At 69.0% G+C, this 20,547-nt stretch carries 21 protein-coding genes and 1 riboswitch; of the genes, 15 read left to right on the forward strand and 6 right to left on the reverse strand.

The features are described 5' to 3' along the window. The first annotated feature begins 6 nt into the window (after positions 1-6). From AC3WQM_RS31110 to arsC, 9 genes are all read left to right on the forward strand, one after another. Positions 7-1,440 carry an enolase C-terminal domain-like protein gene (locus tag AC3WQM_RS31110; protein ID WP_492683740.1) on the forward strand — a complete coding sequence of 478 codons (1,434 nt, stop codon included), beginning with the start codon at positions 7-9 and terminating at the stop codon, positions 1,438-1,440. A gap of 32 nt (positions 1,441-1,472) precedes the next feature. Next, positions 1,473-2,648, forward strand: a complete 1,176-nt coding sequence (locus tag AC3WQM_RS31115; RefSeq protein WP_489058688.1) for a Gfo/Idh/MocA family protein — start codon at positions 1,473-1,475, stop codon at positions 2,646-2,648. A 19-nt stretch (positions 2,649-2,667) separates the two neighbouring features. After that, on the forward strand, positions 2,668-3,855 hold the full coding sequence (locus tag AC3WQM_RS31120; RefSeq protein WP_492683741.1) for a dihydrodipicolinate synthase family protein: 1,188 nt from the start codon (positions 2,668-2,670) through the stop codon (positions 3,853-3,855). Positions 3,856-3,863: 8 nt separating this feature from the next. Beyond that, positions 3,864-4,742 carry a sugar phosphate isomerase/epimerase family protein gene (locus AC3WQM_RS31125; RefSeq protein ID WP_492683742.1) on the forward strand — a complete coding sequence of 293 codons (879 nt, stop codon included), beginning with the start codon at positions 3,864-3,866 and terminating at the stop codon, positions 4,740-4,742. Between the two features lie 48 nt (positions 4,743-4,790). Then, on the forward strand, positions 4,791-5,885 hold the full coding sequence (locus AC3WQM_RS31130; protein WP_492683743.1) for a DNA glycosylase AlkZ-like family protein: 1,095 nt from the start codon (positions 4,791-4,793) through the stop codon (positions 5,883-5,885). Positions 5,886-6,199: 314 nt separating this feature from the next. Then, positions 6,200-8,380 carry a TonB-dependent siderophore receptor gene (locus AC3WQM_RS31135; RefSeq protein ID WP_492683744.1) on the forward strand — a complete coding sequence of 727 codons (2,181 nt, stop codon included), beginning with the start codon at positions 6,200-6,202 and terminating at the stop codon, positions 8,378-8,380. A 97-nt stretch (positions 8,381-8,477) separates the two neighbouring features. Further along, a riboswitch (FMN riboswitch) is annotated at positions 8,478-8,636 on the forward strand. 113 nt (positions 8,637-8,749) lie between these two features. After that, a complete protein-coding gene (locus tag AC3WQM_RS31140; RefSeq protein ID WP_489058692.1) occupies positions 8,750-9,262 on the forward strand; it encodes a 6,7-dimethyl-8-ribityllumazine synthase in 513 nt (170 codons plus the stop codon). Positions 9,263-9,306: 44 nt separating this feature from the next. After that, on the forward strand, positions 9,307-9,990 hold the full coding sequence (locus AC3WQM_RS31145) for a glutathione S-transferase family protein (protein ID WP_492683745.1): 684 nt from the start codon (positions 9,307-9,309) through the stop codon (positions 9,988-9,990). A gap of 24 nt (positions 9,991-10,014) precedes the next feature. Further along, on the forward strand, positions 10,015-10,395 hold the full coding sequence (arsC, locus tag AC3WQM_RS31150) for an arsenate reductase (glutaredoxin) (RefSeq protein WP_390342810.1): 381 nt from the start codon (positions 10,015-10,017) through the stop codon (positions 10,393-10,395). On the opposite strand, the gene queG is transcribed toward arsC, so the two are convergent. Beyond that, on the reverse strand, positions 10,392-11,474 hold the full coding sequence (gene queG / locus AC3WQM_RS31155; RefSeq protein WP_492683746.1) for a tRNA epoxyqueuosine(34) reductase QueG: 1,083 nt from the start codon (positions 11,472-11,474) through the stop codon (positions 10,392-10,394). The genes arsC and queG overlap by 4 nt on opposite strands. On the opposite strand from queG, the gene tsaE reads away from it, so the two are divergent. After that, positions 11,460-11,954 carry a tRNA (adenosine(37)-N6)-threonylcarbamoyltransferase complex ATPase subunit type 1 TsaE gene (gene tsaE, locus AC3WQM_RS31160; protein ID WP_056579690.1) on the forward strand — a complete coding sequence of 165 codons (495 nt, stop codon included), beginning with the start codon at positions 11,460-11,462 and terminating at the stop codon, positions 11,952-11,954. The two genes, queG and tsaE, sit on opposite strands and share 15 nt — an antisense overlap. Next, a complete protein-coding gene (locus tag AC3WQM_RS31165) occupies positions 11,951-13,456 on the forward strand; it encodes an N-acetylmuramoyl-L-alanine amidase (RefSeq protein ID WP_492683747.1) in 1,506 nt (501 codons plus the stop codon). The genes tsaE and AC3WQM_RS31165 overlap by 4 nt, the downstream gene beginning before the upstream one ends. A gap of 1 nt (position 13,457) precedes the next feature. On the opposite strand, the gene AC3WQM_RS31170 is transcribed toward AC3WQM_RS31165, so the two are convergent. Beyond that, positions 13,458-13,958 (reverse strand): DUF2938 domain-containing protein, encoded by a 501-nt coding sequence (locus AC3WQM_RS31170; protein ID WP_492683748.1) that lies wholly within the window; start codon positions 13,956-13,958, stop codon positions 13,458-13,460. After that, complete coding sequence (locus tag AC3WQM_RS31175; RefSeq protein WP_492683749.1) at positions 13,951-14,820, reverse strand: class I SAM-dependent methyltransferase; 870 nt, start codon at positions 14,818-14,820, stop codon at positions 13,951-13,953. The genes AC3WQM_RS31170 and AC3WQM_RS31175 overlap by 8 nt, the downstream gene beginning before the upstream one ends. Before the next feature lie 85 nt (positions 14,821-14,905). Here AC3WQM_RS31175 and AC3WQM_RS31180 point away from each other — a divergent pair, with 85 nt between their 5' ends. Both AC3WQM_RS31180 and AC3WQM_RS31185 read left to right on the forward strand, forming a co-directional pair. Then, complete coding sequence (locus AC3WQM_RS31180; protein WP_492683750.1) at positions 14,906-15,343, forward strand: helix-turn-helix domain-containing protein; 438 nt, start codon at positions 14,906-14,908, stop codon at positions 15,341-15,343. 157 nt (positions 15,344-15,500) lie between these two features. Continuing rightward, positions 15,501-15,791 (forward strand): YMGG-like glycine zipper-containing protein, encoded by a 291-nt coding sequence (locus AC3WQM_RS31185; RefSeq protein WP_223301444.1) that lies wholly within the window; start codon positions 15,501-15,503, stop codon positions 15,789-15,791. Positions 15,792-15,864: 73 nt separating this feature from the next. Here the strand turns inward: AC3WQM_RS31185 and AC3WQM_RS31190 are convergent, their stop codons facing one another. Next, complete coding sequence (locus AC3WQM_RS31190; RefSeq protein ID WP_489058699.1) at positions 15,865-16,530, reverse strand: DedA family protein; 666 nt, start codon at positions 16,528-16,530, stop codon at positions 15,865-15,867. Positions 16,531-16,579: 49 nt separating this feature from the next. On the opposite strand from AC3WQM_RS31190, the gene AC3WQM_RS31195 reads away from it, so the two are divergent. Both AC3WQM_RS31195 and AC3WQM_RS31200 read left to right on the forward strand, forming a co-directional pair. After that, positions 16,580-17,089 (forward strand): GNAT family N-acetyltransferase, encoded by a 510-nt coding sequence (locus tag AC3WQM_RS31195; protein WP_062478519.1) that lies wholly within the window; start codon positions 16,580-16,582, stop codon positions 17,087-17,089. Then, on the forward strand, positions 17,086-18,024 hold the full coding sequence (locus tag AC3WQM_RS31200; protein WP_492683751.1) for a LysR family transcriptional regulator: 939 nt from the start codon (positions 17,086-17,088) through the stop codon (positions 18,022-18,024). Before AC3WQM_RS31195 ends, AC3WQM_RS31200 begins: the two co-directional genes overlap by 4 nt. A gap of 4 nt (positions 18,025-18,028) precedes the next feature. Here AC3WQM_RS31200 and AC3WQM_RS31205 read toward each other — a convergent pair whose 3' ends face one another. Together AC3WQM_RS31205 and AC3WQM_RS31210 are read right to left on the reverse strand one after the other, a co-directional pair. Further along, the gene (locus AC3WQM_RS31205) at positions 18,029-19,381 is read right to left on the reverse strand and encodes an MFS transporter (protein WP_492683752.1); all 1,353 of its coding nucleotides are present in this window, start codon (positions 19,379-19,381) and stop codon (positions 18,029-18,031) included. Between the two features lie 57 nt (positions 19,382-19,438). Beyond that, entirely contained in the window at positions 19,439-20,260 is an 822-nt protein-coding gene (locus tag AC3WQM_RS31210; protein ID WP_492683753.1) for a fumarylacetoacetate hydrolase family protein, read from the reverse strand. Positions 20,261-20,547 lie beyond the last annotated feature (287 nt).

Below are 20,547 nucleotides of genomic sequence, written 5' to 3' on the forward strand. Positions count from 1 at the left end.
GCGGCCATGACCGACGCGCCCCGTTTCCACATCGAGGAGATCCGCTTCGCCGAGCGCGACGTGGCCCTGCGCCTGCCGTTCCGCTTCGGAGCCGCCACGGTCACGGCCTGCCCGCAGGTGTACGTGCGGGCACGCCTCCGCTTCGCCGACGGACGCACCACCGAAGGCTGCGCGGCCGAGATGATGATTCCCAAGTGGTTCGACAAGAACCCCGCGCTGAACAACGAGCAGAACTTCGAGCAGCTGCGCTTTGCGCTGCGCGATGCGCGCGACGCCTACCTCGGCGAAGACGATGCGCAGACCGCCTGGACGCACTTCGCCTCGAACTACGCCGCGCTGCAGGCCCGCGCGAAGGCCAAGGGCCTGCAGGCGCTGGTGGCCAGCTACGGCCCCGCGTTGATCGACCGCGCCGTGATGGACGCGCTGTGCCTGCACGCCGGCACCAGCTTCGCCAGCGCCATGAGCGGCAACCTGTGCGGCATCGACATCGCGGGCAGCGGCCTTGCCGACGATCTCGCGGGCTTCGACATGCCGGCCTTCCTGGCCAGCCGGTCGCCGCGCGCCAGCATCGCCGCGCGCCACACCGTCGGCCTGGCCGATGCCATCGACGACGGCGATGCGCGGCCCGACGCCCCCGCCGACGGCCTGCCCACCACGCTCGCGGCCGCCGTGCAGCGCTACGGCCTCACGCACTTCAAACTCAAGCTCTGCGGCCACACCGCGCAGGACATCGACCGCCTCCAGCGCATCGCCCGCGTGATCGACGGCCACGCGCAGCTCGTCACGCTCGACGGCAACGAGCAGTACGCCGATGCCGACGACTTCGCCGTCTTTCTCGACCGCATGCTTTCCACGCCCGTGCTGTGGAGCCTCGCGCAGAAGACCGTCTTCGTCGAACAGCCGATCCGCCGCGATGCCGCCTTGCAGCGCGATGTATCCGCACTGGGCAAGCGCATTCCGCTGCTCGTCGACGAATCCGACGGCACGCTCGACGCCTTCGTGCAGGCCCGCACGCTCGGCTACACCGGCGTGTCGAGCAAGAGCTGCAAGGGCTTCTACAAGTCGGTGGTCAACGCCGCGCGCTGCGCGCACTGGAATGCGGCACAAGACAAGCCGCGCCATTTCCTCTCCGGCGAAGACCTGACCATGCAGGCCGGCGTCGGCGTGCAGCAGGACCTGGCGCTCGTCGGCTGGCTCGGCCTGTCGCACGTGGAACGCAACGGCCACCACTACGTCAACGGCCTCGCCGCCGTGCCCCAGGCCGAGCAGCAGGCGCTGTCGCAGTTGCACCCCGGCCTCTACGAAACCAGCGATGGCGCCACGCGCCTCGCCCTGCGCGACGGACAGCTCGATCTGTCCTCGCTCGCCACCGCGCCCGGCTTTGCCACCGGCAAACCCGGCGCCGGCATCTCGTGGGACGCCATGCGTTCCGTCTACTGAAGCACTCCTCTCGCATCCCAAGGAAGAAAACGATGGCCACCCAACGTCTCGGAATCATCATGCACGGCGTCACCGGACGCATGGGCATGAACCAGCACCTGATCCGCTCCATCTGCGCCATCCGCGCCCAGGGCGGCGTGACGCTGTCGAACGGCGACAAGGTCATGCCCGACCCGATCCTCATCGGCCGCAACGCCGAGAAGATGGAAGCGCTCGCCAAGGCCCACAACATCGCACGCTGGGGCACCGACCTCGACCAGGCGCTCGCGAACAAGGACGACACCGTCTTCTTCGACGCCGGCACCACGCAGATGCGCCCCACGCTGCTGGCCAAGGCCATCCGCGCCGGCAAGCACGTGTACTGCGAGAAGCCGATCGCCACCAACCTCAACGAAGCCGTCGAGATCGCCCGCCTGGCCGACGAAGCCGGCAAGGCCACGGGCCTGAAGCACGGCGCGGTGCAGGACAAGCTCTTCCTGCCCGGCCTGCGCAAGCTCGACATGCTGCGCCGCGCGGGCTTCTTCGGGCGCATGCTCAGCGTGCGCCTGGAGTTCGGCTACTGGGTGTTCGAGGGCGACCTGCAGCCCATCCAGCGCCCGAGCTGGAACTACCGCAAGGAAGACGGCGGCGGCATGATCCTGGACATGATGTGCCACTGGCGCTACGTGCTGGACAACCTGTTCGGCGAGGTGAAGTCGGTGTCGTGCATCGGTGCCACCCACATCCCCACGCGCTGGGACGAAGCCGGCAAGCCCTACGAGGCCACCGCCGACGACGCGGCCTACGCCACCTGCGAACTCACAGGCCACAACGGCGAGCCGGTGATCGCGCAACTCAACATGAGCTGGGCCACGCGCGTGCGCCGCGACGACCTCGTGACCTTCCACGTCGACGGCACCGACGGCTCGGCCGTGGCGGGCCTGTCGAGCTGCCGCGCCCAGTCGCGCGTGGCCACGCCGCGCCCGGTGTGGAACCCCGACGAGAAGCAGACCATGAACTTCTTCGACCAGTGGCAGGAAATTCCGGATTCGCAGGTCTACGACAACGGTTTCAAGATCCAGTGGGAACACTTCATCCGCCACGTGGTGGAAGACGCGCCCTACAAGTGGACGCTGCCCGAAGGCGCCAAGGGCGTGCAGCTGGTCGAGGCCGCGCTCGCCTCGTGGCAGGAGCGCCGCTGGATCGACGTGCCCACGCTGAAGGTCTGAGGAAGAAGAAGACAAAGCCATGGCACTGTCGCTGACCCTCCCCACCGCGAGCGGCGCGCTCGCGTCCTACGCCCTGCGCGGCACCGCGCCGGTGAAGCCCGATGCGGGCGTCAATTTCAACCGCATCGCCTACTCGGCCGCGCACGTCGTGGCCGACCCGCTGGCCGCCATCGACCCGTGGCTGCAATGCGCGGTCGACTGGGACACCACCATCGCCTACCGCCGCCACCTGTTCTCGCTGGGCCTGGGCGTGGCCGAGGCGATGGACACCGCGCAGCGCGGCATGGGCCTCGACTGGCCCACCTCGCTCGAGCTGATCCGCCGCTCGCTCGATGCCGCGAAGGACGTGCCCGGCGCGCTCGTCGCCTCGGGCTGCGGCACCGACCACCTGAACATCGACGACGTGAAGAGCATCGACGACGTGATCCGCGGCTACGAGGAGCAGATGGCCGCCATCGAGGCGCTCGGCGGCAAGCTGATCGTGATGGCGAGCCGCGCGCTGGCCCGCGTGGCCAGGAGCCCCGCGGACTACGAGCGCGTGTACGACCGCATCCTGAGCCAGGCGAAGCAACCCGTGGTGCTGCATTGGCTGGGCGACATGTTCGACCCGGCGCTGGCGGGCTACTGGGGCACGAAGGATGTCGATGCGGCCATGGACACGGCGCTGGGCATCATCGCGGCGCATCCAGAGAAGGTCGATGGCATCAAGATTTCCCTGCTCGACAAGGACAAGGAAATCGCGATGCGCCGCCGCCTGCCGAAGGGCGTGCGCATGTACACGGGCGACGACTTCAACTACGCCGAACTGATCGCCGGCGACGGCTTCGGCAGCGAGCCGACGCACGGCAAGAGCGATGCGCTGCTGGGCATCTTCGACGCCATCGCGCCCGCCGCGAGTGCCGCGCTGGGCGCACTGGCGCAAGGCAACACCGAGAAGTTCCACGCGATCCTCGGCCCCACGGTGCCGCTGTCGCGCCACATCTTTGCGGCGCCCACGCGCTTCTACAAGACGGGCGTGGTGTTCATGGCCTGGCTGAACGGCCACCAGAAGCACTTCACGATGGTGGGTGGCCAGCAGAGCACGCGCTCGCTGCAGCACTTCGCTGAACTCTTCCGTCTCGCGGATGCAGCCAACCTGCTGGAGCAGCCCGAACTCGCGGTGCGGCGCATGAAGACGCTGCTGGCGCTGCACGGCGTGGAAGGCTGATGGCGACCATGCGCGACTTTTCGCAGAACCACGACTGGCTGTCGATCAACACGGCGACCATCCGCAAGCAGTCGGGCGCCGAGGTGCCGCTGGACCGCCTCATCGACCAGTGCGCCGAACGCGGCATTCGCGCCATCAGCCCGTGGCGCGATCAGGTCGCGGCCGTCGGGCTCGACAAGGTGGCCAGGCAGCTGAAGGCGCACGGCATCGGCCTCTCGGGCTACTGCCGCGGCGGCTTCTTTCCCGCGCCCGATGCGGCCGGCCTGAAGGCCGCGCTCGACGACAACCGCCGCGCCATCGACGAGGCCAAGACGCTCGACGCGCCCTGCCTCGTGCTGGTCGTCGGCGCCCTGCCCGGCGCGCTCGACGGCAAGGCGGCGTACAAGGACATCGGCCGCGCGCGCAGCGAGGTGCGCGACGGCATCGCCGCCTCGCTCGACTACGCGCGCGAGGTCGGCATGCCGCTGGCCATCGAGCCCCTGCACCCGATGCAGGCGGCCGACCGCGCCTGCATCAACACACTCGAGCACGCGCTCGACCTGTGCGACGAACTCGATGCGGGCAAGACCGGCATGCTCGGCGTGGCACTCGACATCTATCACGTGTGGTGGGCCCCAAAGCTGCAGCAGCAGATCGCCCGCGCCGGCCGCGAACGGCTGCTGGCGTACCACGTCTGCGACTGGCTCACGCCGACGCGCGACCTGCTCTCCGATCGCGGGATGATGGGTGACGGCGTGGTCGAGCTGAAGAAGATCCGCGGATGGGTCGAGGACGCGGGCTTCGCGGGGTTCAGCGAGGTCGAGATCTTCTCGAACCTCGACTGGTGGCAGCGCCCCGGCGCCGAGACGCTCGACGTCTGCATCGAGCGACACCGCAGCGCGGTCTGATCGATCCGGCCGAAGCGAAAGGCAGCCGCTTGTGCTGCAATTCGCTCCATGGCTGCCCCCACCCTCGACGACCTGCGCCGCTACGCCGTCGCGCGCACCCTCTTCACGCCCACGACGCTTCCCGCCGCCATCCGCAAGCTCGGCTTCGTGCAGGCCGACCCGATCCGCGCGCCCGCGCGGGCGCAAGACCTCACGCTGCGCCACCGTGTGAAAGACTACCGCGCGGGCGATCTCGAAAGCCGCTACGCGCGGCTCGCGATCGAGGAAGACTGCCTCGTCAACTACGGCTTCCTGCCGCGCGAACACCTGGCGCTGATGCATCCGCGCGAGGCCAAGAAAGCCTGGGACGCCGACACGCGGCGCAAGGCCGCCGAGGTGCTGGCCTATGTGCGCGAGCACGGTCCGGTGCATCCGCGCCAGGTCGAGCAGCACTTTGCGCATGGCCGTATCCAGAACTACTGGGGCGGCTCCAGCAACGCCACCACGCACCTGCTCGACGGCATGCACTACCGCGGCCTGCTGCGCGTGGTGCGGCGCGACAGCGGCACGCGGGTCTATGAGGCGGTGAGCCATCCGCCCGCCGACGACAGCCCCGCCGGGCGCGCGCAGCGTGCGGCGGCGCTCATCGAACTGGTGGTGCGCAAGTACGCGCCGCTGCCGGCCACGAGCCTGACGTACCTCGTGCGCCTGCTCGGCTATGGCGCGCCGCACCTGGCTGCGCAGACGCAAGCGGCGCTGCGGCTGGCGCGCGAGGAGCTGGCCAGTTGCCGCATCGACGGCACCACCTGGTACTGGCCCGCCGACGAGAACCCCGTCTCGCGCCGCCATGCGCCCAACGACGCGGTGCGTCTGCTCGCGCCCTTCGACCCGGTGGTGTGGGACCGCCGCCGCTTCGAGCTGCTGTGGGGCTGGACGTACAAGTTCGAGGCCTACACGCCCGCGCCGAAACGGCAGTTCGGCTACTACGCGCTGCCGATGCTGTGGCACGACCGCGTGATCGGCTGGGCCAACGTGAGTGCACCCGAGGGGCGGTTGCAGCCGGCCTTCGGTTATGCCGACGCGAAGAAGCCGCACGGCGCGCCCTTCCGCGTGGGCCTCGACGAGGAACTGCACCGCATGACGCAGTTCCTCGCGGGCCGCTGACGCCGCCTTTTATAATCGCCCGCCTCAGCCAGCCGCCCGCGCCCGCCGCGAGCCCGCCAGCCGTCTTCGAAGGAACGAAGACGCAGCAGCCCGAGCGACGACGCCCCCCGTCGTCGCCCTCGGCCACTGCCCCCACGACGCCGTAGACACACAACACCAGCCGGATGCGCTTTCCTTTCGGAATGCGCCACGGCACGCGTTCGTTCGTTTCCGTTTTTTTTCGATCGCACCCGAGAAGCCATGGCACGCCCGACCGCGCCGCAGCCACTCCCCGCCCTAGACACGCCTGACGCAGGACACAGGAGAAGCTGCACATGACACTCAAGAATCGTCGACCCGGAACGCCGCTCGCGCGGCGGGGCTATGCCACGCTCGCGGTCACCGCCGTGGCGCTTGCCGCCAGCGCGCATGCCCACGCGCAAGAAACCGCCGCTGCCGAAACGCGGCAGGCCTTGCCCACCGTCACCGTCTCGGGCGATGCCGGCGAGACCGCCACCGGCCCCGTGACGGGCTTCGTCGCCAGGCGCGGCAGCACCGCCACCAAGACCGACACGCCGTTGATCGAGACGCCGCAGGCCATCTCGGTCGTCACGCGCGACCAGATCGAAGCGCAGGGCGCGCTCACCCTGCGCGAGACCACCAACTACACGGCCGGCGTGGTGTCGAGCTACTTCGACAGCCGCGTGGATTCGTTCAAGGCACGCGGCGGAGAGGCCACGCAGTACCTCGACGGATTGCAGCGCACCTACGGCACCTACAACGCCAGCCGGCCCGACCCGTTCATGCTGGAGCGCGTGGAGCTGCTGCGCGGCCCTTCGTCGGTGCTCTACGGCCAGGGCGGCATCGGCGGCGTGCTCAACCTCGTGTCGAAGCGTCCGCAGGCCGAGACGCAGCGCGAGGTGCAGCTGCAGCTGGGCAACAACGCGCGCAAGCAGATCGCCGCCGATTTCACCGGCTCGCTCGATCCCGAGAGCAAGTGGATGTACCGCCTCGTGGCCGTGAACCGCGACAGCGGCACGCAGGTCGACCACGTGTCGGACGACCGCATCGCGATCGCCCCCTCGCTGACCTGGCGCCCGAACGCCGACACCTCGCTCACGCTGCAGGCGTCCTACCAGAAGGACAAGAGCGGCTCGATGATCGGCTTCTTCCCGTGGCAGGGCACGCTGCTGCCCTCGCTGTACGGCCGCATCCCGACCTCGACCTTCACCGGCGAGCCGGGCTTCGACCGCTTCGACACGCGCAGCACCTCGCTGGGCTACCTGTTCAGCCACCGCATCAACGACACCTGGACGGTGCGCCAGAACCTGCGCTCGACCGAGAGCAAGGTCTGGTACAACACCTCGTACACCAGCTTCGCGGCCAACCGCCTCACGGGCCGTCCGGCGCGCCCGGTGTTCAACGCCGACCAGCGCACCATCGAGCGCGACCTGAGCAGCGACATCAACGGCGGCAAGATGCTGCTGCTCGACAACCAGGCCGAGGCGCACTTCAGGACCGGCGAGGTCGAGCACACGCTGCTGCTGGGCGCCGACTTCCAGCGCAACACCACCTCCAAGCTTTCGGGCCGCGGCCGTGCGGGCGCGCTCGACGTGTATGCGCCGGTGTACGGCAACTACACGGCGCCGACCAGCTACACGCGCGCACCCGAAGTGGTGCAGAAGCAGGCCGGCCTGTACGTGCAGGACCAGGTCAAGTACGGCCGCTGGATCGGCCTGCTGGGCCTGCGCCACGACAAGGCCACCACCGACACCGAAGGCCGCCCCGCCGCGGCAGCCGACGACAAGGCCACCACCAAGCGCGCCGGCCTGGTCTACCTGGCCGACGGCGGCTGGGCGCCGTACCTGAGCTATGCCGAATCGTTCCTGCCGCTGGGCGGCGTCGACACGTCGAACAACCCCTTCAAGCCGCAGCGCGGCAAGCAGTGGGAAGCCGGCGTGAAGTGGGAGCCCGCGGGCCAGCGCACCTCGTTCCTGGCGGCCGTGTACGACCTGCGCGACACCAACCGCAAGACCACCGACCCGACCAACCCGCTCAACAGCGTGCAGCTCGGCGAAGTGCACGTGAAGGGCCTGGAGCTGGAGTACAAGGGCAGCATCGCGCGCGACTGGGACTGGACCACCTCGTACGCGTACACCGACGCGCGCGTGTCGAAGAGCAACGGCTCCGACCTGGGCAAGCGCATCTCGGGCGTGCCCAAGCACACGGCCTCGGCCTGGGTGACCAAGCGCTTCTCGATCGGCGGCCTGCACGGCTTCTCGGCCGGCGGCGGCGTGCGCTACATGGGCAAGTCGTACGACGGCATGGACAACAACCCCGTGCCAGCGGTCACGCTGTTCGACGCGATGTTCGCGTGGGACAACGGCCCGCTGCGCCTGGCGCTCAACGTGGCCAACCTGACCGACAAGGTGCAGATCACCACCTGCCTGGCGCGCGGCGACTGCTTCTACGGCCAGCGCCGTACCCTGACCGCGAGCGCGACGTACCGCTTCTGAAGCAAATCCCCGCGCGCTCGAAGGTCTGGCGCGCGGGCGACAACCGGCCCGGCGGCGTGCTTCTAGAATCGCGCCGTCGTCCGGTTCGCCGGACGGCAAGCGTTCTCAGGGCGGGGTGCAATTCCCCACCGGCGGTGATGGCAACGAAAGTTGCACAAGCCCGCGAGCGCCTCGGACCTGCCACAGGTTCGAGGGTCAGCAGATTTCGGTGCGATTCCGAAGCCGACGGTCACAGTCCGGATGAAAGAGAGCGCGAAATGCGGGCATGCCCGCGCGCCTTGCTTTGCTCTTTGTGGGCACACCGGCGCGCGAGCGGGCCTGTGGTTTCGTGCGCCCTGATTCAGGAAACCTGCTTTCAAGAGGCACACCATGAGTCAGATCAACGACCTTCCCCTTTCTGCCGTCACCGCGTCGGGTTCGCCGCGCGGCCAGCGCATCGCATTCGTCGAGGCGCAATGGCATTCCGACATCGTCCACCAGGCACGCGACGCCTTTCTCGAAGAGATGGCGCGGCTGGGCGTGGCGCGCGAGCGCATCGACATCTTCGATGTGCCCGGCGCCTTCGAGATTCCGCTGCACGCCAAGCGCCTGGCCAACTCGGGCAAGTACGCGGCCATCATCGGCTGCGCGCTGGTGGTGGACGGCGGCATCTACCGCCACGAGTTCGTCGCCAACACCGTCGTCAGCACGCTGATGTCGCTGCAGCTGGAAACCGACGTGCCGATCTTCTCGGCCGTGCTCACGCCGCACCACTTCCACGAGCACGTGGAGCACCGCAAGTACTTCCACCGCCACTTCGCGATCAAGGGCACGGAAGTGGCCGAGGCCTGCTTCAAGACGCTCGAGGCGCTGGACAAGGTCGACGCGCTGCTGGCCGCCTGACCCCGTAGTTGGCAAGCGGCGGGAGCCTGCAGTACCCTGCGCGGATGGCCTCTCCATCCGCCTCCAGCGACCGCTACACCCTCTACGGCGCGCCCGGTTCGGGCGCCACGCCGATCCACGCCGCGCTGACGCTGATCGGCGCGCAGGTCGAGACCGTCGACATGTCCCCGTGGGAGGGCGAGTCCGAACGCGAGCGCGTGGCGGGCATCAACCCGATGCGCCAGGTGCCCGCGCTCGTGCTGCCTTCGGGCGAGGTGATGACCGAGAGCGCGGCCATCCTGATCTGGCTCGGCGACCGCTACCCCGAGGCCGGGCTCTGCCCCGCGCCCGACGATCCGCTGCGCACACGCTACCTGCGTTGGATGGTCTATCTGCCGGCGGCCATCTATTCGATGTTCTGGGTGCGCGACGACCCGCAGCGTCTCGTGCCCGATCCCGCCGCACAGGCCGCGATGCTCGAACGTTCGGCCGAGCGCATCGCGCACTGCTGGCACCTGATGGACACGCAGATCGACGAGCCCGCGCCCTACCTGCTCGGCGACAGGCTGAGCATGCTCGACCTGTACGTGACCGTGATGTCGCGCTGGACGCCGGGCCGCCGACGCTTCTACCGCGTGGCGCCACGCATGACCCCGGTGGTGCGCCGCGTGGATGCCGAGCCGCGGCTGGCGGCATTCTGGGCAGCGCGCTTTCCCTTCTCGCTGGACCCGAGCGCACCGGGTGGCTGAACTCAGTTTTCTATCATCGACCCCATGACCGCACGCACACCGACCACCGCCTACCCGATGACGATCTATCACAAGCCCAACTGCAGCACGTCGCGCAACGTGCTGGGCTTGATCCGCGAAAGCGGCGTGGAGCCCGAGATCGTCCTGTACCTGGAAACGCCGCCTTCGAAGAAGAAGCTGCGCGAACTGGCGAAGGCCATGGGCCTGACGGCGCGCGACCTGCTGCGCACCAAGGAAGCGCCCTACGAAGAACTGAAGCTGGCGAACGAGCAACTGACCGACGACCAGCTGTTCGACGCGATCGTCGAGCACCCGATCCTCTTGCAGCGCCCCATCGTCGTGTCGCCGCGCGGCACGCTCATGTGCCGCCCCTGGGAACGCGTGCGCGAGATCCTGCCTGCTTAAATCGGTGGATCTTCAGGCTGCTGCGCCAGCCCCCACGCAACATGCTCGCGCACCAGCTCGCTCGGGTGTTCGGCGCGCGTGGCCAACGCTTCCTTCGCGCCGGCCTCGCCTGAGCGCACCGCATTGCCCAGCGCCACCGCGATGTTGCGCAGCCAGCGCTCGTGGCCGATGCGGCGGATCGGGCTGCCTTCGGCGCGGCGCAGGAAGTCTTCCTCGCTCCACGCGAACAGCTCGGCCAGCGTACGGCCCGTGAGCCCCTCGCGCGCGTCGAAGTCGGGCAGCGTGCTCTTCTTCGCGAACTTGTTCCAGGGGCAGATCAGCTGGCAGTCGTCGCAGCCGTAGATGCGGTTGGCCATCAACGGGCGCAGCGCCACCGGAATGGCGCCGGCGTGCTCGATCGTGAGGTACGAGATGCAGCGGCGCGCATCGAGCCGCTGCGGCGCGACGATGGCGCGCGTCGGGCACACGTCGATGCAGGCGCTGCAGCTGCCGCAGTGCGCGCTGACGGGCTCGCTCGGCGGCAGCGCCATGTCGACGTAGATTTCGCCCAGGAAGAACATCGAGCCCGCGTCGCGGTCGAGCACCAGCGTGTGCTTGCCGCGCCAGCCCTGGCCGCTGCGCGAAGCCAGCTCGGCCTCGAGCACCGGCGCCGAATCGGTGAAGGCGCGGTGGCCGAAGGGGCCGACCTCTTCGGCGATTTTCTCGGCGAGTTTGGCCAGGCGGTTGCGCAGCACCTTGTGATAGTCGCGGCCCCGCGCGTACAGCGACACGATGGCCTCGCCGGGCCGGCGCAGCCGGTCGAACTCGATGGCCTGCCACTCGGCGTCGGTGTCGCGCGGCAGGTAGTCCATGCGCGCGGTGATCACGCTCACCGTGCCCGGCACCAGCTCCGCGGGCCGCGCGCGGCGCGTGCCGTGCGTTGCCATGTATTGCATTTCTCCATGGAACCCATGGGCCAGCCATTGCATCAGACCGTCTTCGGCGCTCGACAGATCGACGCCCGCGATTCCGATTTGGGAGAATCCGAGTTCCCGGGCCAAGGCCTGAATACGAGCAACGAGTGGATGGCTGACGATCACTTGCCGATTGTAGAAACGCGCACCCTGCGCTGGCAGGGCGAAGACGACACCGACGCGCTGGCGCGCGCGCTCGCCGCATCGCCCGCGTTGCGCGACGCTTTCATCGCGCTGCAGGGCGACCTGGGCGCCGGCAAGACCACCTTCGTGCGTCACCTGCTGCGCGCGCTCGGCATCACCGGGCGCATCAAGAGCCCCACCTACGCGGTGGTCGAACCGCACGAGGCGCCGGACGGGCTGGCCATCTACCACTTCGACTTCTACCGTTTCGCCGATCCGCGCGAATGGGACGACGCGGGCTTTCGCGACATCTTCGCGGGCCCGGGCCTCAAGCTGGCCGAGTGGCCGGAAAACGCCGCGGGGCGCACCCCACCTGCCGACCTAGCTATTAAAATAGAAGCAATGACCGACGACACCCGCAGCGTGACCCTCCTGGCGAACACCCCTCGCGGCAGCGATCTGCTGGCGTGCCTGGCCGCATGAAGGCGACCGGCCTGAAACGGCGCGTGCTGCTGCAAGGCGGCAGCATCGCGCTGATGCTGGGCGTGCACCAGATCGCGCGCGGCGCCAGCATCCTCGCCGTGCGCGTGTGGCCCGCCGCCGACTACACCCGCGTGACCATCGAGTCCGACGCCCGCCTCAACTCGCAGCAGCTCGTGGTCGGCAGCCCGCCCCGGCTGGCCGTGGACATCGAGGGCATCGACCTGAACACCGAGCTGCGCGACCTGGTCGGCAAGATCAAGCCGGGCGACCCGTACATCAACGGCCTGCGCATCGGGCAGAACGCACCGAAGGTGGTGCGCATCGTGTTCGACTTGAAGCAGACCGTGCGCCCGCAGGTGTTCTCGCTGGCGCCCGTGGCCGCCTACAAGCACCGGCTGGTGCTCGACCTGTACCCCGAGCAGGCCATCGACCCGATGGAAGCGCTGATCGCCGAGCGGCTGCGCGATGCGCCCAAGAACGGCAGCACCACCACCACCGCCCCGAGCAACGGCCCTGTCGTCGCCACCGCCCCCGCCGCACCATCACCAGCCCCCGCGCCCGTGCGCCCCGCCATGCCGCCCGTCGACCCGCTGGGCGACCTGATGGCGCAGCAGGCCGCGCGCCCCGCGCCCTCCGGGCCCGCGCCGGCCCTGCCCCCTGGCGGCATGCCGCTGCCACTGCCACCGGCACCGCCGCCCGTGGTGGCTGCAGCGCCTCCGCCGGCGCGCCCCGTGACACCGCCCGGCCCGCCGCCGCGCGCCACGGCCAGCCGCACCGACCGCATCATCATCGTGGCGCTCGATCCCGGCCACGGCGGCGAAGACCCCGGCGCCATCGGCCCGAACGGCACGCGCGAGAAAGACATCGTGCTGCAGGTGGCGCACCGCCTGCGCGACCGCATCAACGCAGCCAGCGTCAACGGCAGCCCGATGCGCGCCTTTCTCACGCGCGACGCCGACTTCTTCGTGCCGCTGGGCGTGCGCGTGCAGAAGGCGCGGCGCGTGCAGGCCGACCTGTTCGTGAGCATCCACGCCGACGCCTTCACCACGCCCGCCGCGCGCGGCGCCAGCGTGTTCGCATTGAGCCAGAGCGGCGCCTCCAGCAGCGCCGCGCGCTGGCTCGCCAACAAGGAAAACGACGCCGACAAGGTCGGCGGCGTGAACGTGGGCAACCACGAGGCGCAGGTGCAGCGCGCGCTGCTCGACATGAGCACCACCGCGCAGATCAACGACAGCCTGAAGCTCGGCGGCGCGATGCTCGGCGAGATCAAGGGCATCGGCGCGCGGCTGCACAAGGCGCAGGTCGAGCAGGCCGGCTTCGCCGTGCTGAAGGCGCCCGACATTCCGAGCGTGCTGGTCGAAACGGCCTTCATCAGCAACCCCGAGGAAGAAGCCAACCTGCGCCGCGCCGACTACCAGGAGAACCTGGCCGACGCGCTGATGCGCGGCATCCAGCGCTACTTTGCGCAGAACCCGCCGCTCGCGCGCAGCCGCCAGCTCTGACCTAGAAGCCCGCCACGCGGGCGACCCACGCGGCCGCATAGAGGCCGACGCCGAAGACCACGTGCGTCACCACGCTCTGGAACCGCGCCATCGCAGGACGCGGCGTGCGGCGCGCCGCAAAGCCCGCGCCCATCGCGGGCTGCATCACGCAGAACGGCACGAGCACGGTGCCCACGCCGACGATCAACGCGGGCACCAGCGTCGGCTGGCGCGCCCACGCCAGCCCCCAGCCCGCGAGCAGCACCGCCGCGAACGCGATGCCGAGCAGGTAGTGCGCGGTCCAGCCGATGACGCCCTCGCCCGCCACGCGCGGCGACTTGCCGATGGGGTCGTGAAAGAAGCGCCCGCGCGTCAGGTGCACGAGCCAGCGACCCACGAGCGCGTAGTCCAGCGAGGGAATGCCGAACAGGCGCTGGCGCAGCACGGCCCACAGGTCCATCACCACGGTCGCGCCGACGCCGATCCACAGCGTGCGCAGCGCGAACTCGACGACCTCAGACATGGCCGCGCTCCCGCACCGGCGCGCGCGCCGCGATCATCCAGCAGGCCGCGACAAAGCGCACGTCGTCGCCCTGCACATAGGGCGCGAAGGCGGCATGCAGCGTCTCGACGACCTTCGCGCGCGTTGCGGCATCCACCCCCTGCAGGACCAGGCCGACCGGCCCGAGCCGCGTGAAGTAGTCGGCCAGCGCCGTCGCGGGGAACGCGCACTCAACCTCGAAGGGCTGGATATCGACCTCGCCCCATCCGCTCGCCTCGAGGATGCCCGCGACCCGCGCGCGGTCGGCGAACGCGAACTGGCCCGGTGCGTTCGGCAGGCGCGGCGGCAGGCCGGGCAGCAGCGGCGCGGCGGCGCGCTCGGCCGTGGTCATGAACGGGTTGTCGGCCCCGCCGCGCCAGGCGATGCAGCGCAGGGCCGCACCGTCCGTCGCAGCGTGCCGCAGGTTCGCGAAGGCCCGCACCGGGTCGTCGAAGAACATCACGCCCAGGCGCGAGATCAACGTGTCGAACGCCGCCGGCTCGAAGGCATGGCCCTGCACGTCGGCGCAGACGAAGCGGGCCGACGGGAGCACCTCGCGCGCGGCACGGGCCTTCGCCGCTTCGATCATCGGCGCCGAGATGTCGACGCCGAGGCACTGGCCGGTCGGGCCGAGTTGCCGCGCCACGGCGAGCGTCGTGCGGCCGGTGCCGCAGCCCACGTCGAGCACGCGGTGGGCGCCCACGGCGCGCACCGCGTCGCTCAGCCGCGCTTCGAGCGGCTGGAACATCGCGTCGAGCACGGCCTGCGTGTGGACCCAGGCGCTGCCGGCGTGGCCGTTCCACAAGGCGGCCTGCTCGGCATTGGCGGGAGATGTGTCGTCCATGATCGTTTTCCTTCAGGTGCCTTCAAGCGGCGAGAGCTAGACTGTGCCAATTCAAGTCGACTTGAAGTCAAGAGGGGGCCGGCACATGGACATTTCGGAAGTCGCGCAACGCGCCGGCGTTCCCGCCTCGACGCTGCGCTTCTATGAAGAAAAAGGGCTGATCGCCTCGACCGGCCGGCATGGCCTGCGCCGCGTGTTCGCGCCCGAGGTGCTGGAGCGGCTGGCGCTCATCGCGCTGGGGCGCGCCGCCGGTTTCTCGCTGGAGGAAATCGGCCACATGTTCTCGCCCGAAGGCAAGCCGCGCATCGACCGGCAGGTGCTCGCGGACAAGGCGCAGGACCTCGACCGCACGATCCGCCAGCTCACGGCGATGCGCGACGGCCTGCGGCATGCGGCGGTCTGCCCCGCGCCCAGCCACATGGAATGCCCCACCTTCCGCCGCATCCTGCGGGCTGCGTCGTCGGGCGCGCTGGAAGCCCCGAAGAAAAAGGCGCCGAAGCCGCGCAAGCCGCGCGCTGCTTGACCCCACGCGTTTGCTTGCAGGCCTTGCGTCCCGCAACACGCGCCCTGTCCCACGCGGTGCGGCCCACGACCGCGCACAGGCAAGCGCGGCAGGCTCCTACACCGCGAAATGCATACTTTTGACCATGATGGGCCATCACTCTCGAAAGGTGGACCTCATGTTGAAGACACGTCTCTGGATCGCCGCTGCAGCTGCCACTTCGGTCATGACGCTGGCAGGTTGTGCGAGCGGTCCGAACCAGAACCTCGGCACCGGCATCGGCGCACTCGGCGGCGCGGCGGTGGGCCATGCGATCGGCGGCAACACGGGCAGCACGCTCGGCGGCGCGGCCATCGGCGGCATCATCGGCAACCAGGTGGGCCGCAACGTCGACGAGCGCAATTACTACAACCAGCAGCGCTACCCGCGCGGCAGCGGCTACTACCCGGACAACGGGCCGCGCTACTGATTGATCGTTCCAACCCTCAACGAAAAAACGCGCCCTCCGGCGCGTTTTTTCTTGGGGGCGAGCCGGGAGCCGCTCAGGCCTGCGATGCCGCCGCCCGCGCCTTCTCGGCCTTCGAGGCGCGCCACGCGCCGAAGATCGCCAGCAGACCGGGCACGAAGATCAGCGCCCAGATGATCTTGTCCAGGTGCTGACGCACGAACGGCAGGTTGCCGAAGAAGTAGCCCGCGGTGGCAATGCCCAGCACCCAGAGCAGCGCACCGCCCACGTTGTAGGCCGTGAACTTCGCGCGGTTCATCTCGGCCACGCCGGCCACGAAGGGCGCGAAGGTGCGGATGAAGGGCATGAAGCGCGCCAGCACGATGGTGATGCCGCCGTAGCGTTCGTAGAAGCTGTGGGCCTGGTCGAAGGCCTTGCGGTTGAAGAAGCGCGAGTTCTCCCACTGGAACACCTTGGGCCCGAAGTAGCGCCCGATCGAGTAGTTGCACTGGTCGCCCAGGATGGCCGCCGCGATCAGGATGCCGCAGGCCAGCGGAAAGCTCATGAGCCCGATGCCGCACAGCGCGCCGACGATGAACAGCAGCGAGTCGCCCGGCAAAAACGGCATGACCACCGCGCCGGTCTCGACGAACACGATCAGGAACAGCAGCGCATAGACCCAGGGGCCGTAGGCGACCACGAAGGCCTCGAGGTGTTTGTCGACGTGAAGGATGAAGTCGACGAGAAAGCTGATGATTTCCATGGGCGCGGATTATCCTTGTTGGCATGCCGCACCCTTTCCGAATCACCCCATGATCCAGATCCGCGAAGCCCTCGATGCCGACTGGCCCGCCCTCTGGGCCGTCCTCGAACCGACGTTCCGCCGCGGCGACACCTACACCTACCCGCCCGATGTGACGGAAGAACAGGCCCGCCACTCCTGGATGAAGGTGCCCACGCTGACCTTCGTGGCCTGCAACGACGAAGGCGCCGTGCTCGGCACCTATGTGATCCGCCCCAACCAGCCCGGCCAGGGCGCGCACGTGAGCAACTGCGGGTATGTGGTGTCCGAGGCGGCGCGCGGCCTGGGCGTGGCCTCGGCGCTGTGCGAACACTCGCAGCAGCAGGCCCTGCGCATGGGCTTCCTGGCGATGCAGTTCAACTTCGTCGTCTCCACCAACGAGCGCGCGGTGCGGCTGTGGCAGCACATGGGCTTCGCCATCGTCGGCACCTTGCCGGGCGCATTCAGGCATCCGCAGCTGGGCTTCGTGGACGCCTTCGTCATGTACAAGCAGCTGCAGCCTTTCCCCGGCGCGGCATGAAGAAGATCGAGCCCCGGCTCCTGCAGGCCTTCGTCGCCGTGGCCCGCGAGGGCTCGGTGTCGCGCGGCGCGCAGCGCCTGTTCCTCACGCAGCCGGCCGTGAGCCTGCAGCTCAAGGAGCTGGGCGCGCTGGTCGAGCTGGAGCTGTTCCAGCGCACGCCCACCGGCCTGCTGCTCACGCGCGACGGCGCGGCGCTGCTCAACCATGCCGAACATGCGCTCGAGAGCCTGAACGATTTCGCGGTGGCCGCCGAGCGGCTCAAGGGCGGCGTGCGCGGCTCGCTGCGCATCGGCACCATCCTCGACCCCGACTTCACGCGGCTCAGCCCGTTCCTCACCGAACTGGTGGCGCTGGCGCCCGAGCTCGAGACCGAGCTGCACCAGGGCACGAGCGGCGACGTGCTCGCGCGCCTGCTCAACAAGGAACTCGACATTGGCTTCTACCTCGGCGACCCCGAGGCCACCGACCTGCCGCAGGCCAGCGCCGCGTCACGGCGCCACGACGGCGCGCTGTTCCATTCGCAGGTGCTGGCGCGCTTCAACTACCAGGTGATCGGCCCGAGCGGCTGGGCGCCGCAGGTGCTGGGCCGCGACTGGCCCGAGCTGGCGTATTTGCCGTGGGTGCTGGCACCGCCGACCTCGTCGCATTCGCGGCTGCTGGCGCCGGTGCGGCAGGCCCACAAGCTGGTGCTGAAGAAGGCCGCGCAGGCCGACCAGGAGATGTCGATGCTGGCACTGGTGCGCGCCGGCGTGGGTATTTCGCTGGCGCGCGACGCACTGGCGCTGCAGGCCAGCCAGCGCGACGGCCTGGTCATTGCCGACCGCGTGAGCATTGGCTGCGACCTGCGCTTTGTCTGCCTGGCCGGCGCGCGCAAGCGGCCAGAGGTGGACTGCGCATGGCAGGCCCTGTCGCGCGTCTGGCGACAGGCCTTCTGAACGATCAGGCGCGCGCCCGGCGGTCGAGCACGGCCTCGGGCGCCGCAGCCGCCCCACTCTTCTTCGCCACGCGCCAGCCCTTGGGCATGAGCGCCAGCATCAGTGCGGCCAGCAGCGCCGCGCTGCCCAGCGTGTACAGCCCCGCAGCCGAGCCGCCGTGGTTCTGCTCCACGTAGGTCCGCAGGTTGGGCGCCACGAAGCCGCCGAGGTTGCCGATGGAGTTGACCAGCGCGATGCCCGTGGCAATGCCCAGCCCCGACAGCCGCTCCGACAGGAAGGCATAGAAGATCGGCGTGCCCGACAGGTAGGTCGACGCACCGATGGATAGCGCCGCGATCGCGAAGATCGGCGAGCCATGCGCCGACAGGCACACGCACACGCCGAAGATCGTGTACAGCGTGGCCACGGTGACACGGCGGCGGTCGTGGTGCCGGTCGGACCAGCGCGTGACGAAGTACACGACGAACAGCGCCAGCAGCCACGGGATGCTGGTGACGAAGCCGACCAGCAGGCCGATCTTCTGGCCCAGGATCTGCCCCACCTGGGTCGGGAGATAGAAGATGAGGCCGTAGGCGGCGATCTGCACGATGAAGAAGTTCAGCGCGAAGAACATGACGCGCGGATTGCACAGCGTCTGCCACACGGTCTGCGGGCTGTCGGCTGACTTTTCCGCCGCTTCCTGGTCGAGCACGGCCTGCAGTTCGTTCTGCTGTGCGCTCGTGAGCCAGGGCGCGTTGTGCGGCCGGTCGACGATGACGAAGAAGGCCACGATGCCCACCACCACGGCCATCAGGCCTTCGATGAGGAACATCCACTCCCAGCCCTTGAGGCCGCCGATGCCGTTCATGTCGAGCAGCGCACCGGAGATCGGCCCGCCGATGACGAGCGCGCCCGCAAAGCCGAACAGCAGGATGCCGTTGGCCTGCGCACGCACCTTCGCGGGGAACCAGTAGGTCAGCGTGAGCAGCACGCCGGGGTAGAAGCCCGCCTCCGCGATGCCGAGCAGGAAGCGCAGCACGTAGAAGGAGGTCTCGGTGGTCGCGAACATCATGGCCGAGGCCACGAGCCCCCACGTGACCATGATCCGGCACAGCCAGATGCGCGGGCCGACGCGCGACAGGATCACGTTGCTCGGCACCTCGAAGATCGCGTAGCTCACGAAGAAGATGCCGGCGCCGAGCGCGAAGGCGCTGTTGCTCAGGCCGGTGTCGATCTGCAGCGCCTGCTTGGCGAAGCCGACGTTCACGCGGTCGAGGATCGACATGATGTACATGACGATCAGCATGGGCAGCAGGCGCCAGCGCGCCTTGTGGATGGCGCCTGTGACCAGCTCGCCGTAGGGACTCGTGGTTGTCATTGTTGTTGTCTCCTGAATAGGTATGTCTGTCTGGAAGCCGTGGAGGCTAGCCGCGTGCTAACCGCGTGCGATGGCGCCGTGGACCGGGTTCGTCACCGAACCCAGCCCGTCGATCTCGACCGAGACCACGTCGCCGCGCTTCAGGAAGCGTGGCGGCTTGAGGCCCAGGCCGACGCCGGCGGGCGTGCCGGTGAGGATCAGGTCGCCCGGCTCCAGCGTGATGGCGCGCGAGAGGTACGCGATGAGAAACGCGACCGAGAAGATCATTTCGCTGGTGTTGGACGACTGCACGGCCTCGCCGTTGACGAGGCAGCGGATGCCCAGCGATTGCACGTCGGCCACTTCGTCGCGCGTGACGACGGTGGGCGCGAGCGGGCAGAAGCCGTCGAGCGACTTGCCGCGCACCCATTGGGCCTCGCCCAGCTGCACGTCGCGCGCGCTCACGTCGTTGGCGGCGACGTAGCCGAACACGTGCGAGAGCGCATCCGCTTCGCTCACGCCCTGTGCGCGCTTTCCGATGACAACGCCGAGCTCGGCTTCCCAGTCGACCTTCTCGGTGAAGCCTTCGGGCCAGGTGATCGCGTCACCGTCGGCTGCCAGCGTGTTGGTGAACTTCGCGAACACGACGGGCTTCTCGGGGATCGCCAGGCCGGTCTCGATGCAATGGTCGCGGTAGTTGGCGCCGATGCAGATGATGTTTCTCGGTGCGAACGGCAGCGTGGGCTTGACGTCGGCGAGCGGGATCGGCTGGCCTGCGTCGCGCCAGGGCTGGCCTTCGACGATGTCCTGCATGCGGGCCGCATCGACGGGCTGCAGTGCGCCGTCCTTGATGTAGCCCACGCGGGGGCCTTGGGGCGTTTGAACGCTCATCCACTTCATGTCTGACTCCTTCTTTTGAATTGAAAAATTCTGGTTTGCGGGTGTTTGTTCAGGGTGCGTGCACAGGACATCGGGTACTCCCCTCCGCGAATGTCCCCCGCCTTCGGCTCCTCCTTGATTTCGCTGCGGGGAGCACCCAATGCCCTGCGCACGAGGGCACGCTGCTGGTTCGCGGCTGATCAACTGCCACCCCCTCGCAACGATCACGCCGATGGGGTGCCTTGCGCAGCGAAATCAAGGAGGAGGGGCGAAGCCCCGGGGGACATTCGCGGAGCAAGGTGCCCCGT

This window comes from Variovorax sp. FW301-JW7 (assembly GCF_058788795.1).